This is a genomic window from Croceimicrobium sp. (assembly GCF_965228705.1).
GTDB lineage: Bacteria > Bacteroidota > Bacteroidia > Flavobacteriales > Schleiferiaceae > Croceimicrobium.
This window is the reverse complement of the sequence record NZ_OZ245832.1, coordinates 637,958-653,829: the sequence shown is the minus strand read 5'-3', so window position 1 is coordinate 653,829 and position 15,872 is coordinate 637,958. Positions and strand designations below refer to the sequence as shown.

General features: G+C 44.3%; 18 protein-coding genes. 6 read left to right on the top strand and 12 right to left on the bottom strand.

From position 1 onward, the window contains the following. Nucleotides 1–7: 7 nt before the first annotated feature. Nucleotides 8–913 (bottom strand): Tll0287-like domain-containing protein, encoded by a 906-nt coding sequence (locus ACO05P_RS02835; protein ID WP_421753274.1) that lies wholly within the window; start codon nucleotides 911–913, stop codon nucleotides 8–10. A 119-nt stretch (nucleotides 914–1,032) separates the two neighbouring features. On the opposite strand from ACO05P_RS02835, the gene ACO05P_RS02830 reads away from it, so the two are divergent. From ACO05P_RS02830 to ACO05P_RS02820, 3 genes are all read left to right on the top strand, one after another. Then, complete coding sequence (locus tag ACO05P_RS02830; RefSeq protein ID WP_421753273.1) at nucleotides 1,033–2,001, top strand: YpdA family putative bacillithiol disulfide reductase; 969 nt, start codon at nucleotides 1,033–1,035, stop codon at nucleotides 1,999–2,001. Nucleotides 2,002–3,110: 1,109 nt separating this feature from the next. Further along, nucleotides 3,111–3,491: a transposase gene (locus ACO05P_RS02825; protein WP_421753025.1), complete on the top strand. Its 381-nt coding sequence runs from the start codon at nucleotides 3,111–3,113 to the stop codon at nucleotides 3,489–3,491. Between the two features lie 20 nt (nucleotides 3,492–3,511). After that, entirely contained in the window at nucleotides 3,512–4,417 is a 906-nt protein-coding gene (locus ACO05P_RS02820) for a transposase (protein WP_421753026.1), read from the top strand. Nucleotides 4,418–4,520: 103 nt separating this feature from the next. Here the strand turns inward: ACO05P_RS02820 and ACO05P_RS02815 are convergent, their stop codons facing one another. Together ACO05P_RS02815 and ACO05P_RS02810 are read right to left on the bottom strand one after the other, a co-directional pair. Next, nucleotides 4,521–5,348, bottom strand: a complete 828-nt coding sequence (locus ACO05P_RS02815; RefSeq protein WP_421753272.1) for a S1 RNA-binding domain-containing protein — start codon at nucleotides 5,346–5,348, stop codon at nucleotides 4,521–4,523. Further along, a complete protein-coding gene (locus ACO05P_RS02810) occupies nucleotides 5,348–6,940 on the bottom strand; it encodes a SulP family inorganic anion transporter (RefSeq protein ID WP_421753271.1) in 1,593 nt (530 codons plus the stop codon). Before ACO05P_RS02810 ends, ACO05P_RS02815 begins: the two co-directional genes overlap by 1 nt. 110 nt (nucleotides 6,941–7,050) lie before the next feature. Here ACO05P_RS02810 and xseA point away from each other — a divergent pair, with 110 nt between their 5' ends. The 3 genes from xseA (at nucleotide 7,051) to ACO05P_RS02795 (ending at nucleotide 9,344) form a co-directional block, all read left to right on the top strand. Then, nucleotides 7,051–8,436 carry an exodeoxyribonuclease VII large subunit gene (gene xseA, locus ACO05P_RS02805; RefSeq protein ID WP_421753270.1) on the top strand — a complete coding sequence of 462 codons (1,386 nt, stop codon included), beginning with the start codon at nucleotides 7,051–7,053 and terminating at the stop codon, nucleotides 8,434–8,436. Further along, nucleotides 8,429–8,632: an exodeoxyribonuclease VII small subunit gene (gene xseB / locus ACO05P_RS02800; RefSeq protein WP_210758425.1), complete on the top strand. Its 204-nt coding sequence runs from the start codon at nucleotides 8,429–8,431 to the stop codon at nucleotides 8,630–8,632. The genes xseA and xseB overlap by 8 nt, the downstream gene beginning before the upstream one ends. A 76-nt stretch (nucleotides 8,633–8,708) precedes the next feature. Then, nucleotides 8,709–9,344 carry a DsbA family protein gene (locus ACO05P_RS02795; protein ID WP_421753269.1) on the top strand — a complete coding sequence of 212 codons (636 nt, stop codon included), beginning with the start codon at nucleotides 8,709–8,711 and terminating at the stop codon, nucleotides 9,342–9,344. On the opposite strand, the gene ACO05P_RS02790 is transcribed toward ACO05P_RS02795, so the two are convergent. Genes ACO05P_RS02790 through ACO05P_RS02750 form a run of 9 tightly spaced genes read right to left on the bottom strand, consistent with a single transcriptional unit; the run spans nucleotide 9,341 to nucleotide 15,823 of the window. Beyond that, a complete protein-coding gene (locus ACO05P_RS02790) occupies nucleotides 9,341–9,883 on the bottom strand; it encodes a DUF4287 domain-containing protein (protein ID WP_421753268.1) in 543 nt (180 codons plus the stop codon). The genes ACO05P_RS02795 and ACO05P_RS02790 overlap by 4 nt on opposite strands. A gap of 25 nt (nucleotides 9,884–9,908) precedes the next feature. After that, nucleotides 9,909–10,307 carry an SRPBCC domain-containing protein gene (locus tag ACO05P_RS02785; protein WP_421753267.1) on the bottom strand — a complete coding sequence of 133 codons (399 nt, stop codon included), beginning with the start codon at nucleotides 10,305–10,307 and terminating at the stop codon, nucleotides 9,909–9,911. Between the two features lie 40 nt (nucleotides 10,308–10,347). Then, a complete protein-coding gene (locus ACO05P_RS02780) occupies nucleotides 10,348–11,130 on the bottom strand; it encodes an acetolactate decarboxylase (RefSeq protein ID WP_421753266.1) in 783 nt (260 codons plus the stop codon). Further along, complete coding sequence (locus tag ACO05P_RS02775) at nucleotides 11,121–12,023, bottom strand: hypothetical protein (protein WP_421753265.1); 903 nt, start codon at nucleotides 12,021–12,023, stop codon at nucleotides 11,121–11,123. The genes ACO05P_RS02780 and ACO05P_RS02775 overlap by 10 nt, the downstream gene beginning before the upstream one ends. Then, nucleotides 12,023–12,550: a DUF1572 family protein gene (locus tag ACO05P_RS02770; RefSeq protein WP_421753264.1), complete on the bottom strand. Its 528-nt coding sequence runs from the start codon at nucleotides 12,548–12,550 to the stop codon at nucleotides 12,023–12,025. The genes ACO05P_RS02775 and ACO05P_RS02770 overlap by 1 nt, the downstream gene beginning before the upstream one ends. 3 nt (nucleotides 12,551–12,553) lie before the next feature. Continuing rightward, the gene (locus tag ACO05P_RS02765) at nucleotides 12,554–12,877 is read right to left on the bottom strand and encodes a putative quinol monooxygenase (protein ID WP_421753263.1); all 324 of its coding nucleotides are present in this window, start codon (nucleotides 12,875–12,877) and stop codon (nucleotides 12,554–12,556) included. Nucleotides 12,878–12,882: 5 nt separating this feature from the next. Next, nucleotides 12,883–13,869: a citrulline utilization hydrolase CtlX gene (gene ctlX, locus ACO05P_RS02760; protein ID WP_421753262.1), complete on the bottom strand. Its 987-nt coding sequence runs from the start codon at nucleotides 13,867–13,869 to the stop codon at nucleotides 12,883–12,885. Between the two features lie 25 nt (nucleotides 13,870–13,894). Next, on the bottom strand, nucleotides 13,895–14,443 hold the full coding sequence (locus ACO05P_RS02755) for a YfiT family bacillithiol transferase (RefSeq protein ID WP_421753261.1): 549 nt from the start codon (nucleotides 14,441–14,443) through the stop codon (nucleotides 13,895–13,897). Nucleotides 14,444–14,446: 3 nt separating this feature from the next. After that, nucleotides 14,447–15,823, bottom strand: coding sequence for a LamG-like jellyroll fold domain-containing protein (locus ACO05P_RS02750; RefSeq protein ID WP_421753260.1), 1,377 nt, complete (start codon nucleotides 15,821–15,823; stop codon nucleotides 14,447–14,449). Nucleotides 15,824–15,872 lie beyond the last annotated feature (49 nt).

Sequence of the window (15,872 nt, the reverse complement as noted above, 5' to 3'; positions counted from 1 at the left end):
TCCTAAATTACAAAGAATCCAGAGCTACCACCCACATGCCTCGCAGTTCGCCAGCTCCATAGCCAATTGCCTTATCCTGAGGATATAAAATTTGAATTTTAGGATAGAAATCAGCATCCAATTCCTTTCCCAAGGTTCCATGACATTGCAAACACATGGCATTGGTGGTGATAGGGAAATAGCCACGACTGCCAAATTCTGTTTGTCGAACAATGGGCCCTGGTTCCTGACCTTCAGCAATTAGTGCAGCATATTCTGCCAGGATGCTCAATTCTAAAGAATCCGCTTGATTTAAGGGATTACGCGCCTTATCGCTTACTCGGCGTATTTTATGATGCAATTGCTGCGACATACTATCCGTGAGCATCAAAGCTCTTTCATTACAGAAGGGCAAGGCATGCTCCTTACCTCCTTCTTTAAGGGCTCCCATTAAGTTCTTACCTAAAACTTTTTTGGTGCTCAAGGCCAATTCTTTTACTCGGGCACCCTGGCCTCTACCGCCCCCTTCATGCTGAGGATGGGGCTGCTCTACGCTGAACAAATATTCAGTGATGGCTTTAAGCTGTTCCTCCTCCACATAGATGGGAGGCATTAAGCCAAATTTCTCCACCGCTCCCAACATCAGGGCATGTTCTTCTTCCGGTTTGATTAAAAAAGATTGCATGGCCTCTTGAAAATCCGCCTGGGCGGGATACTCCTTCAAATAATGTTTGCGAATAGCAAAAAAGGGTGGCGCTAAGCGAGTACTTGGATTAGCCGTGGGTGAATGACAAGATTCACAATTGATGCGCATAAATTCAGCTGTGGCACTATGCTTTTCGGCAGTAGTACTTTCGCTGGGCGCTGGACTTCCGGATTGACAAGCTATCAGAGTGCTGAGCACTATTCCCAGACTAATACTCTTTTTAAACATAGGATGAGGATTTGCACAAAGATGCAATAGAAAGCCCAAGGAGAAGGTGGTAGAAGTTACATTCCTTTACTTTGCCTGCTCTTCCCTCAACCAAATTAAAATCTCTTGGTTTTCTAATTATGTACGATCTGATTATTGTTGGCGGCGGCCCCATTGGTATGGCTTGTGGAATTGCGGCTCAGGAGGCAGGAATAAACTACCTGATCATTGAAAAGGGCTATTTGGTAAACAGCCTGTACCACTATCCTCATAGCATGACCTTCTTTTCCACCGCCGATAAATTGGAAATTGGTGGCATTCCCTTTATATCACAAAACACTAAGCCTACGCGCTCCGAAGCTCTGGAGTATTACCGTCGGGTATGCATGAAGCATCAACTCCATATTCATCTGCAAGAGCGATTGGTAGATGTGCTATCTTCCAAAGCAGGATTCAGTATTACAACGGACAAAGATTCTTACCAAAGTCAATATCTGATTTTGGCTACCGGTTTTTACGATTTGGTGAATCCCCTTAATATTCCGGGTGAGGATTTGCCCAAGGTGGCGCATTACTATAAGGATCCACATCCCTATTTCGGTCAGCGAGTAGCGGTGGTGGGAGCGGCTAACTCTGCCGTAGATGCTGCTTTGGAGCTATATCGCAAAGGTGCCAAAGAGGTGACTATGATCATTCGCGAAAGTGAAATCTCGCCCCGGGTAAAATATTGGGTGCGCCCAGATGTAATTAACCGCATTGAAGAAGGCTCCATCAAAGCTTATTTCGAAGCGGAATTAAGTGCGATTCACGATGACCATATTGTATTTGAGCATCAAGGTCAAAGCAAGGAGATTGCTAATGATGCGGTACTGGCCCTCACTGGTTATCGCCCCGACTTCAAAATGCTGGAAAACATTGGTTTGGAATTCTCTGAGGAGGCTAGTCATAAACCACTGTATGATGAAGACACGATGGAAAGCTCTGTTTCGAATCTCTTCCTGGCGGGGGTGATCTGCGGGGGCCTGGAAACCAATAAATGGTTTATCGAAAACTCGAGGGTACATGCGGATAAGATCATCGGGGAGGTGAAGAGGCGAATGGGTTTTTAACCGCTCGCTTCGCTTAAGAAGCAAAGGAGCAAAGGTTCGCAAAGATCATATAATAGAGGGTTGCTTCAACACAGAGACTGGGAGCTAAAAACTCAATTCTCTTAGAAGTAAATTCTTTCCAACTACGAACTACCAACTACCTACTACAAATAACTAGTTAGATTCAAAAAGCTCCTAAAGTTGGATTGCTTCAACACAGAGACTGGGAGGACTCAAAGCTCACGGAGCTAAAAGTTTAATTCTCTTGAAAGTCAAATCCCACAAACTACTAACGACCTACTACCAGCGACCAACTACTACTTCGATCAAATCTACCGTCTATAGTCTATCTACTATCGTCTCAAACAAACTACCAGCTACCAATTACCAATAAAAACCGCTCGCTTCGCTTAAGAAGCAAAGGAGCAAAGGAGCAAAGGAGCAAAGGAGCAAAGGAGCAAAGGAGCAAAGGTTCGCAAAGCTCATATATTGGAGGCTTGCTTCAACACAGAGACTAGGAGGACTCAGAGCTCAGGGAGCTAAAAGTTTAATTCTCTTGAAAGTCAAATCCCACAAACTACCAACGACCTACTACATACTACCAGCGACCAACTACTACTTTGATCAAATCTACCGTCTATAGTCTATCTACTATCGTCTCAAATAAACTACCTGCTACCAACTACCAATTAAAACCGCTCGCTGCGCTTAAGAAGCAAAGGAGCAAAGGAGCAAAGGTTCGCAAAGGTTCGCAAAGATCATATAGTAGAGGGTTGCTTCAACACAGAGACTGGGAGGACTCAGAGCTCAGGGAGCTAAAAACTCAATTCTCTTAGAAACCCAATCCCACCAACTACGAACTACCATCGACCAACTACTATGCTTGGATTGCTTCAACACAGAGGCTGGGAGGACTCAGAGTTCACGGAGTTAAATACTTAGTTCGTTTGGAAGTCCTATCCTACAAACTACCTACTACCAGCGACCAACTACTACTTCGATCAAGTCTACCGTCTATAGTCTATCTACTATCGTCTCAAACAAACTACCAGCTACCAAGGACTATCTACCATCAGCGTGACCGCGCCTGAAAAAAGTTGACACCTATTCTCTCTAAAACCAAGAGAAAAATGGGACAAAAAGAAAACTTAAGACGTCAACGTGTATTTAGTGAGACCTTGCGCAAGGAAGTGGTCAAACAGATTGAATCGGGAGAACTTCGGGTATATCAAGCCTGTAGGATTTACGAGATTAAATCACCACAAACAGTTTATAACTGGTTAAACAAGTATTCTCGTACCTTGAAGACACAAACACGCATAGTAGTGGAAAACAATAGTGTTGACAAACGTCTGAAGGAATTAGAGGCGCGCACCAAAGAGTTGGAGGCTGCTTTAGGACGAAAGCAGTTAGAAGCCGATTTGTACCGCCATATCGTAGACCTGGCCTCAGAAGAATATAAGGTGGACCTAAAAAAAAGTTTTGGCGCGAGAGCATCCAAAGGCAAATAAAGCTGGAGACAAAGACTGAAGTGTCGATCAGGAGAAGCTGTCATTTGCTGGGCTTTAGCCGGCAGGCCTACTACAAGCCCCAAGCTCTAAGAAGGGAGCTTGTTGGGCTTGAAGACGGCCTGCGTAGCCTGATCCTGTCCGCGCGTGTGGCCTGCCCTGGCTTAGGCTGTAGACCCATCTATTATGCTCATGCGGATCAGCTTTCCATTGGACGGGATAAGTTCGAGGCACTAGCTGCTGAACTGGGCTTACAGGTTAAAAGGAATACGAGGTATATCCGAACCACCAAAAGCGATCAACGTAAGTTTGACAACCTTCTCATTGATAAACAAGTACGATCCATCAATGAGGTTTGGCAAGCCGATATGACCTATTATCTGAACGGGTCAAAATGCTATTATTTGATGTTCATTACGGATGTTTATTCTCAAAGGATCCTAGGCTATGGGGCTTATAGCAGAGCTAACGCAGTCCACTTCAAAGAAGTTTTAAAGCAGGCCATTGCCACTCGAAAGAAAGCCGGCTACACCAACTTAAGCGGTCTTATTCATCATAGTGATGGAGGCCGACAGTATGAAGAGCGTAGCTATCGTGAGTATTGCAAAGGCAAAGGCTTAAAGCAAAGTATGTGTTACTATTCTTGGGAAAACCCCTATGCAGAGAAAACCAATGATTTGATTAAAAACCGATACCTCAATTACTGGAAGCCTACTAACCTTCATGAGCTCCGACTATGCCTCAAACAAGCAGTGGAACACCATAACAAGTTCCAGCAAAAGCGAGTATTGAATAATAGCACTCCAATAGACTTTGAATGGAAAATCAAATCCATGGAATCCAGTCCAAGTAGTTACACTTTAAACCTTAAGCCCAGTAAGCCTAGAACTAAAAACAAAAAGTATAAATTAGTAGAAATATCTGAGTAGGTAGTGACAACCATTTTCAGGCGGCATCAGCGCCTCTATCGTCTATGGTCTAATATCTACCGTCTTTCGAAGAACCAGTCAATGATCAAAAGAAAATACCTAGCTACTTCCTCCGAACCCCCCCTTCCTCTATCACAACCAGCTCCTTGCGATATAAGGTGCCAATCGCTTTTTTGAAGGTCTTCTTACTCATGCCAAATTCAGCTTGAATAGCTTGAGGGTCCGATTTATCATGGAAGGGCAAGAAACCACCGGCGGCTTCTAATTTTTCGAGAATGGCCTGTGCACTGGGCTCTACATGGTCCATGCCTTCGGGTTGAAGGATAAGGTCCACTTTGCCATCTTCTCGTAGTTTGCGGATATAGGCCTTTACTTTTTGGCCGGGCTTGAGAGGCGTAAAGATCTCATTATCATAGATCATCCCATGAAAGCGATCACCAAAAGTTACTAAATAACCCAGGCGTTCCTTTTGCAATAGGGTGGCTTGCACCGCATCTTGCTCATTAAGGTGATCGATCTGATGATTAAAATGGCGCTCCAATCGTGCAGAAGCGGTAATACGCTCACTCAGGGTGTCTACATATAGGAATACACCCACATAGTCGCCCACCTTTAATTCGTGGCGCACTTCTTTTTTAGGGAGTAAAACTTGTTTGTCTAATCCCCAATCGAGGAAATATCCAAAGGGAGCTACATCCATTACTTGTAAACTGGCAATCTCCCCTACTTGTGCGGTTGGACGCTCCAAAGTGGCAATGAGTCGTTCCTGAGAATCTCGGTAGACAAAGGCTTCGAGTTGGGTTCCCAATTCTGGCTTTTTAGGCAAGCGACTGTTGGGTAATAGCACTTCATTGCCTTCCTCATCCACTAAATACAGGCCTTGAGGAGCAAAACGGTCGGCCTTTAATTGATTGATTTTTCCTAATTCCATTACGACATCACCTGAGCCATCACATGGTAACGAGGGTCATCAATATTCTCTTCAATTACCGCCTCTAATTTAGGAGAGGCTTTAATCATCAATTGCTGACATTCGGTACTCAGGTGACGAATTTTAATTTCTTTACCTAAACTTTGGTACTTCTCTACTAAGGTAAACAATGCTTCCAAGGCAGAGTGATCGGATACCCGCGATTCCATAAAATCCAAAACCACCTTATCGGGATCTCCCGCCGGATCGAACTTGGACTTAAAGGCGCTAATACTTCCAAAAAACAAGGGTCCCCAAATTTCATACACCTTGGTGCCATCGGCCTCCACATGCTTGCGAGCTCGAATTCGTTTGGCGTTCTCCCAGGAGAATACCAAAGCACTTAAAATAATGCCCGCCATTACTGCTACCGCCAAATCGAAGATTACCGTTAAGGCGGAAACTGCGATTAATACAATCGCATCGCTCAAAGGAATCTTAAATAATATTCTGAAGCTACTCCAGGCGAAAGTGCCAATCACCACCATAAACATTACCCCTACCAAGGCGGCAATGGGAACTTGTTCAATAAGTGGAGAAGCAAAGAGAATAAAGGCCAATAATGTTAAAGCCGCTACGATGCCCGAAATGCGAGTTCTACCTCCACCTTTAATATTAATTATGGACTGGCCAATCATGGCACAGCCTCCCATACCTCCGAAAAAACCGGTTACAATATTGGCTCCTCCTTGCGCAAGACATTCACGATTAGAATTCCCCCTGGTTTCGGTTAATTCGTCGATTAGATTTAGAGTCATTAAGGATTCAATCAATCCAATCGCCGCCAGTATTAGGGCATAGGGAAAGATAAATTTCAAGGTTTCCCAATTAAGGGGAATAGCAGTGAAAATTTCAGATTGGAATTGGGGCAAACCGCCTTTCAGACCTTCTCCTCCGCCATTACGAATAAAACTTCCTACCGTGGCTACATCCAATCCACCGACTATAACCAGGGCCGAAACCGCCAATATTGCGATCAATCCTGCCGGTACCTTTTTACTTAATCGAGGGAGAAAATGCATAATTGCCATGGTAAGCGCTACCAGGCCAATCATCCAATACAATTCATTGCCTTGCAACCATACCTTTTCACCAGCTACTCTTTGTTTGAACATGCCTAACTGACTAAGGAAGATAACAATGGCGAGTCCGTTTACGAAACCCATCATTACCGGATGAGGAATTAGGCGCACAAATTTGCCCAGCTTTAAAGCTCCCACCAACATTTGGATGAGGCCCATTAAAATGACGGTGGCAAAGAGGTAGTACAATCCAGCATTGGAACCTTCGCCTCCCATGGCATTTCCTTCGGCTACCAAATGCACCATTACCACCGCCAGAGCGCCGGTAGCTCCGGAAATCATCCCGGGACGGCCGCCAAAAATAGAGGTGATTAATCCAATCATGAAAGCAGCATAAAGTCCTACCAGTGGGGGAACTCCCGCCACAAAGGCAAAGGCCACTGCCTCGGGCACTAAGGCCAGGGCAACCGTTAATCCGCTAAAAACATCGTTCCGTAAATTGGCTTTTTGCTTGGCTATAAATTCGCGCATGGAGCTTCTGTATAAAAGGCGGCAAAAGTACGAGTATTCCTTAAGTTAATAGCTTGTTTAGCTTATTCCTATCTTAAATTTCCTTGGGATATGCAGTACCTTCGCCACCAATGTCACAGCCCGACTCTAAAGTTTATACTTTACTGGCACTCAGTCAGTCGATCCGAAACCTTATTCAGGAGAAAATCGGAAACCGGCTATTTGGGCTCAAGGCCGAAATCGCCCAAATAAAGCAAGCCGCCAGCGGACATTGGTATTTAGAGCTGGTGCAAGAGCGCGATGGCAACCGTTTGGCTTCTATTCAGGCGGTAATTTGGGCTTTAGACTATGAGCAAATCTTGGCCAAGCATGGTCCGGAGGTTAGCCAACTATTAAAGGCTGGCCAGGAATTGGTAATGCAGGTGCAGGTAGATTACCACCCTGTTTACGGCCTCAAGCTTTTGATTAAGGATTTGGATCTCAGCTTTATGCTGGGGGAATTGGAAAAGCGCAAACGCCAGACCCTGGAGCGATTGAAGGTTGAAGGCCTGCTCGACCAACAAAAAGAGCTGAGTCCTAAAATGGTTTTCCAAAACATTGCCGTGCTTAGTTCGGCCGAAGCGGCAGCCTATCAAGACTTTGTTCAGCATTTAAAGGAAAATGAATTTGGCTATCGCTTACAAACTGACCTCTACCCGGTTCCGGTGCAAGGAAGCGGAGCGGCCAGCCAGATTAGCGCTCGCCTCAAGCAGATTCCTTATGAGCATTACGATCTCATTGTACTGATTCGTGGTGGTGGCTCTAAACTGGATTTAGATGCCTTTAATGATGAAGAACTTTGCCGAACCGTAGCCGAAATCCCGATTCCGGTGCATACGGGAATTGGCCATGAAAGCGACTGGACCGTTATTGACCTCACGGCCCAAAAAGCACATAAAACCCCTACGGCCCTGGCGGATTATCTTTTGGATAAGATGGCGGCTTTTGAAGGGGATCTACAACAATTGGCTGAACTGCTGCAACATAAATGCAAGGACCTGATCAAGTTAGAAGATCAAATCCTCCTCTCCTTTCGGGAGAAATTACAACTCTTACCCTTGAGTCAAATTCGCCGACAAAGAGGGGAAATCCACTTAAGTGGTGGAGCACTGGTTCGCCTCAGTGCGCAAGGTCTGCGTGAGAACGAAAGAATTTTGGAGCGTTATCAAAGTCAACTAAAAGAACAGGCTCCTGCCTTGATTCGCCGGCAGCGGGAGAAATTGCAGGATCTTAATCTTCAATTAAGTCGCGATGGGGAACAGCAATTACAGCGTATTCAAAAAGATCTTTTGAACCTATCCGAACGCCTCGATCTCTTAAGACCAGAGCGTACTTTAGAACGGGGTTACTCCATCACCCGAAAGGGCACAAAAAGCCTAAAAACAGTAGAGGGCCTGATAGAAGGCGATCTACTTCAAACCCAATTACATGATGGACAATTGGAATCTAAAATTGTAAAAATTCTGAAAAATGAGTGAAGCTCAAGAACTTAATTACGAATCGGCCTTTGAGGAATTGCAAAGAATCATGTCGGCCTTGCAAAATGAAGAAATCTCCGTTGACAGCTTAAGCGAAAAGGTGAAGCGCGCCTCAGAGCTGCTTAAATTCTGTCATGATAAATTAAGAGACACTGAAAAAGAGGTAGGTACCGTAATCAAGGACCTCGGTCTTTAATATAGTCGTATAGACAGCGTCAATCAAGATTGCAGAGCCTTCGGACTTATGTAATTTTGCGCCACAATTTAGAAGCATGGAAAGACCGGTAGTTTATTATGTGTTTGATGTACTTTGTTCATGGTGCTATGGATTTAGCGAAACCATGCATCAATTTCATGAAGACCATAAAGACAGCATAGATTTCCGCATTATGAGCGGCGGAATGGTATTGGGCGAACGTGAAGGAGCTATTGGTGATTTACCCGATGCTGTAAAAGAAGGTTTCAAACGCGTAGAAGAAATGAGCGGAAGACCCTTCAGTGCTGCTTTCTATGAAATGCTGGAAAAAGGAGAAGCGCAATTAAGCTCTTTACCCGGGGCTTTGGCATTGGCGACCCTCCGTACTTATCAGCCGGATAATGCTATGGCCTTTGCCAAGCGCATGCAAGAAGCCTTTTATCAAGAAGGTTTGCCTCCTGCTCAAGCTGCTACCTATGGCCACTGCGCCGAGGACTTTGGCATGAACAGTGAAGACTTTATGAAATTGATGGTGGACAAGGAGCGACTGGAATTGGTTCAGAAAGAATTTGAGGTGGTAAAGCAATGGGGCATCACAGGCTTCCCTACTGTAGTGTATCAAGATAAAGACAAGGCTTACTTATTGTCACGCGGCTATGTTTCGCGCGAGCAATTAGATGAAAACCTGAAAAAGATTCAGGAATTAGTTTAAACGCTTTCGGAATAGGCTTCCTTAATCCAGCTTTTTAATTCATAATCTACTTCTTCGGTCGACTCGATTATTACCCGATGCGTACACATGGTACCAAAAGGTCCGGAGGCACCTAATCTAGAGCCAGTTTCCCGATCCTTAAACTTAAAGCCCAGATCGATTCGGCTTTTGGTCGCGGGCTTAATCAAAAGGAACTGTCGCTTGCGGATGATGCTCACACTGGCTTTCTTTGGAACTATTTTCACATCGGCTCCCAAGCCTTGAACATAGTGCAGGATAGCTTCATAAATGGGTTTCAGGTTTTCCTTCCCTTGATATTGCAGAGCCACTAAATCTTCTTCCTCCTCAGAATCCTGACGATACAGGCTCACAATGGTATTGGCAAATCCATGACTCACCCCATGCTCCGTTTTTAGAAACTTGAGCATTTCCCCATGTTTAGACATTTCGGTTTGAGCCAAAATTTTCTTCCACTCTGCCAAAGACTTGCCGGTTTTCTCCGGCATATTGGCGATCATGGTTTGCAGCGCTTGATCCATTGCGGTTTATTTAGAAGCCTTGAATTTAGCCATTTCGTCCCGAAAAGTAGGCTTGCATCGGTTTGAAATAAAACTCCTGCCAACCTTGCAAATACTGAGTTTGCCCCTCAGGAATATGGGTATGGAGTAAATGGAGTTCGGTACCTCCTTCAACCGATTTAAAGTACAATTCCACCCGCGAATCTTCATCTTCTGGATAAAAATCGGTGGTTCGCCAGCTCTGTACAATTTTACGATAGGGTACAATTTCGAGGTTTCGACCGCGGATATAATCTTCCCAGGCTCTAAACTCGAAACCAGGCTCATCACTGGCCGTGGCTGGGGATCCGGTCATGGCGCTATGCCTGGGTCCATCCAACCAGGAGTCGAACAATTCTTCCACCCCCACCGGAAAAATCATTCGGAGTTCAATACTTTCTTTCATCCCTTTGTAATTACCACTACAAGATACTCAAAATCAAATCCTAGCTTTCAGGGATGTAGAAATTTATCCAATTAAAATTAACAGAGTCTAAATGCCCCATCCAATCTTGATTTTTGGATAAGAGATGCATATGTAAATGGGAGTCATGATGCGTGAAAACGCCCTGATGCTCTTGGGAATAGAAGCCGAGAATGTCGCCTTCTATATTTTCTAAGCTGTAGTTTACCTGACCAGCGTGGGCCTCTTCAGGTGATGAAACTTTAGTCCCAGGCTTTAAGTTTTGCACGTGAATTTCGGCATATGCCAGGTCCCCTTCCAGGCGAAAAGCATAAGCTCCTCCCGAAAAATAAGCCTGCTCATCCAGGAATTTTTCCAGAGAATGGATATCCACCACTTCCGAAGGCAGTTCGATCTTTTGCCAGTTTGAAACCCGTGATGCCACAAAGAATGGGGCACCAGCCTTGCTGTTTTCCTGCACTTGCATGCTATCGGAGTTAATAAAGCGCGATTCCCAAACCCGACCTTCCCAAATCATTAACTCTCCGGCTAAACCCTCTAAAGGTCCTAAACCAAAATAGTCATCCAGATTAAGGCTGTCAAAACGAATTTTGGCCCCCAGCTCTCCCTTCCACATAACCTGGCGCATAGCTGCCGTAATGTTTAAGGTCGGTGCATTCGATATGCCTTCTTCCTTTGCTATCGTCTTTTCCCTAGTCTTTGAGCTGCTATTTGGATTTTGACAAGCTCCTAATTGGAAAAGCATTAGCAGCAGTAAAGCAGATTTTGAAACAATTTGATATAGTTTGATTTGCTTTAATTCCATGGGCTCTGATTTTCCATTAACTGTAAATTATATTCTTGATGTCGACTGAGGTAGATACTTATCAATCGAAAGAACTGATCTTTATCTTCGATTTTCAGCATATCCAGTTTTACTTCCTGTTTCTTTACCTGTTCACCCTGATGATAAACTAATAACAATAGTCCATCATGAACATCCATTTCTACTCTTTGCATTTGCTCCCAAGCTATATAAACTTGTTTCGGATAATTGAGGTCGAGGCCGCTTTCACTCAATTTTAAAGCATAGGCATCACTGCGAATTAGTTTGAAAACCTGGGGTTTATGGCCAATTACTAAAATCAGAACCAAAATTAGTATTCCAAAAATGTAATTAGCCTGGATCAGGTAATAAATGGATAAACCTAGAAAAAGCACTTTTAAAGCTAGCTCCAGGATCAAATCATTTTTCTTTAGGGCGAATTCCATTTGCCAGGGCGACTCCAAATCCAGCTTTGTTAGCTCCACCTCTTCCAAATGCTGCAAAAATTCGTTGATTTCGGATATCACTTCCGCTTCCCCAAAACTGCGTTTCTCAGAAGCTTCTCCTGCTTCAAACTGAGGATAAATTAGATAGGCACGCTCCGCACTATCCTTTAGGAGTAACCAGTGTTCTTGATCCACCCAGGAAAATGCTTTGAGACGCCACCAGGTAATCATTCGAGCCCAATACAGCTTGGCAAGCAGGTATCCCAAACTTAGGTTCGAAAGGGCTAAAACTAGCTTCCAGTACCAGTCTAAGTTTGCCTTTAGGAAAAATGGAAAACCCCCGAAAATAAAAATGAGGATAGGGAGATTTATGCAAAGCTGTCCTAGCACCAAGGCCTTTAATATGCCGGTGCGGTAAAGTTTAGTCCAAGCCTTAAATTCAGACATTAGGATTTGCCTTGCTTCATATAGGCATTAAATCTTTCCGACTCTCCTTTGGGGATGGATAAACTCTGCCAATCGGCTCCTTTGATCATACGGCCGATATATTGAATTTGCCCAATATGGGAGGCATAGTGCCCCAATTGACGATGAAAGGCTTCCATTATGCTATGGGCCTCTGAGCGAATGTAAATCGTCTGTTGGAAATTATGCTCATTTACAGCATCCAAGGCCTCGAATAAGCAAGTCCAACCTTTATTCCAGCGTTCGAGTAGTTCCGCTCGACTCTTGATAATATCCTCAAACTCTTGATCGCGATGCCGCCATTCCTTCTCGCCATCGCTGTTTAGAAAATCAGTCCAACGCGATAGCATGTTCCCGGCCAGATGATTCACGATAATGGCGATGGAATTGCTTTCATCATTATAAAGCCAAAACAATTCTTCATCCCTTAATTGGGCAAAAGTCTTTTCCCCCAAAGATTTATAGCGTTCAAACTCCTTTCGCAAACTTTCGATATAAGCAGAAACCATGGCCTAAGATTTTGAGGATACTGGAATATAGCCTCCTAATAAATCTAAAACCTGTCCTCCTTGGGGAGCTCCATCCAATAAGGGCATGGCCTGGCTGATTAAGGCACGTACTTCAGGCATTTGCAAGGAAGCCTGATGATCGGCTTTGGAATCCCATATTTCGGTGACCCAAACTTCATTACCTCCCGTGGCAGGCTGTGATACTGCATACAGTTGGCAGGCTTTCAAAGCACCCACTATTTCTGAAGCTTGAATAAGGATTTGTGCTAATTCCAAGGCTTTGGAATCTTGGGCTCGCAAAGAGCCATGCAATACAAACTGCGACATAATTCTTAAAAAATCTCGGCCATCATACAACGGGCACTACCCCCTCCCACCTTCTCGATGGTATTGATGCTAACCGGAATGAGTTCAACATACTTTTCCAGTTGCCTAATTTGTGAAGAATCAAAGGCCTTTAAAGCCGTTTCTGAGACTACCAAAAAGGTTTGACCGTCTTCATTGCGCACTTCGAGCATATTGCCGCAATAATTCTGCACTTGATCAGGACTAATCAATATTAAGTCCTTTCCACTTTGCCGCAAAGTTTTCAGTATAGAATTTCGCTCTTCTTCCTTAGATATAGCCTCTGCACAGATAACTGCAAAATCGGTTCCCAAGGTCAGAATCACATTGGTATGGTAAATCTCCTGACCTTTAAAATCTAAAGTGTGAAAAGCATGGAGCTCATAATTCAGGTGATCACAAAATTCTTTCAGGGCGCTAAGGTGAGTGCGTGGTGATAATGCCGCATAGGCAATATGATGGATTCGATCAAGCACCAAACTCCCGGTTCCTTCCAGGTATTCTCCGCGTATTTCCGACTCACTTAAATCCAATAGCGTTTTTACCTGAAAGCCACATTTTAAGGTACGCACCAATACCGGACGTCTTTCCCAACGCCGATTACGCGCTTTCATAGGATGCAATACCATTATACCCCTTCCGTGAAAGGAAACCCAATTATTGGGAAAGACTGCATCGGGTTTAATTGGTAATTCCGTATCATCAGCAACCAATACCTTCACGCCTTTAAAGCGGATTTTCTCCACCATAGCATCAAACTCAGTTAAAGCCCGAATTTGAATTTCAGAGGCCTCAGCTTCCAAATTTTCCTGAAAACTATTGCTGTCTGCCGTTTCAGAATTAAATCCAAAACGAGCCGGACGGATCATTAGAATTTGGGAGGTGCTTTGTTGGGCACTCAACTTATTTCCAAACCCATTTTGGGCCTGATTAAAATTGAAATGCATGGTTGGTGAATTTTGGCGCCAGCTCAATGTACGGATTTTATCTTAACCTTAGTTACTGATAATCACCATTTGAACTAATAGCCAGTTGCATATGAGCTAAATGATGGCGACAATGCCAGGCATAGCCTCCTATGGTTCCGGCTAAAGTGCGCAGCTCCTCGTGATCTGGATGCTTGTACTTTCTTTGCAGCTCTGCTTCACTCAAGGAACGCATTAAATCGACCCAGCGCGCATGGAGCGCCACTAAAAAATTAAGACTTAAACTTAGGTCGGTATTGCTGTAATCACTTTGAGCAGCCCAGCCATTTTGATCGTAAGCCTTAATAGTTGGACAATCCTCACTCAAGGCCCATTTAAAGCGCACCAGGCTATTCAAATGACTATCGGCAGTATGATGCACTAATTGGCGGATATTCCAACCTCCGGGTCGATAAGGCCATTCTCTTTGCGCGGCGCTTGTTTCTTCTACTATCTTCTGTACCGCCGCCGGAAATTCAGCAATGGTTTGAAACCATTCTTGAATTTGTTCCTCTGTGGCGCTTTCCGGCCAATCATATCCACCAACAGGATATTGTAATTGTTTCAGGTCTTTGTTTTCCATTCTTTATTTGAGAATTCTAATTTTTTCGAGCTGCTGGCTTTGGCCACTTTGCAATCGCAAGAGGTATAATCCTGCTTCCAATTCTTCGGTATCAATTGTACTCGCTTCCCCCTTTAGGGCTTGGCTTAAGAGGATTTTTCCACCCAGGCTAATTAGCTCCAGTCTACCTTCATGTATTCCGGGATGGGAAACCTGAATAGGACCCTGCGCCGGATTAGGATACACCTCAAAGTTTGTCCTGCTCTGTTCGCTTAACCCGATACCCGCTAAAAATGTACAATCAGAAGTATCCACACATCCCTTATAATTGACAATTACCGCGTAGGAGTGTGTGGGATCCGGGGGACTCAGTAATTGGTTGGTGGCCCCATTCACCCAGGCGTTTCCATTGCTACAGTCTAGCCATTGGTAAGTTCCATTTGTTTGTTGGCTGACCAGTATATTACTATTAGCGGTTACGGCATTATTCACTGAATTTACGGTGAGATTTAATTCGATAATCGAATCACAACCATCGCTATTCTGAAGGGTATCTAAATAAACCCCTGTAGAATCATAAACTATTCCCCCTGCTCCCAAATAATCAGTACAAGTGCTATCAACAATTTGCACAAAATCCGAAGCGGGATTTATGGGGGAACCTATTATCCAGTTAGATACCGATCCGTTCAAAGCAAAATTGGCCAGGTTGCCGGTATTGCCATTTCCACTTAAATCGGGAGCAATATTTAGGTTGGCATTGCTGCCTCCGGCTGTTCCTTCATTCAGTTGATAATAGGCCACCAATCCGGCGGGAGCGGTACAAAATTCGGCATTCATATTCGCTGCAATCTCCCCTTTAGTACGTACAATGTTCCAAACCCTTACTTCATCAATACTACCCATAAAAGCCCGATCGGGAGTATTACTCCAATTTCCCACAGTAAGATTCTGTAAACCACTGGAGAAGCTCATACTCATACTGGCAGAATCTACTTGAATTCCGTTTACATAAAGGCGAATCATGGAGCCATCATAGGTACCCGCTACATGCTGCCAGGTATTTAAGCTTAGGGTATTGGCTGCGGTAGTTAACTCATTCCAGCTGCCATTACCGAGATTGAAATTCAGTTTACCATTATCGCCACAGCGCAACATATAGCCGTAGTCGGGCGAATTATTCTCCTTATTGATAATATTCCCTTGCCAAACCTGGGTGGTCCAGGCGGTGGGGAAAATCCAGGCTTCTAAACTTATGGCAGAACCGGATAATTGCACGCTGGCATCATTGCCACAGCTTAGGCGATCATCGGCCCCATCGAAATTGAGGGCATTTTGGGCATTAAGACTAAGGGAGCTGCAAAAAAGGACCAGGCTCAAAAGGGGGTATTTGATTCGCATAAAGACTGATATTGTAAGTATTACCTAGCAATGTATAAAATTCAAGAGG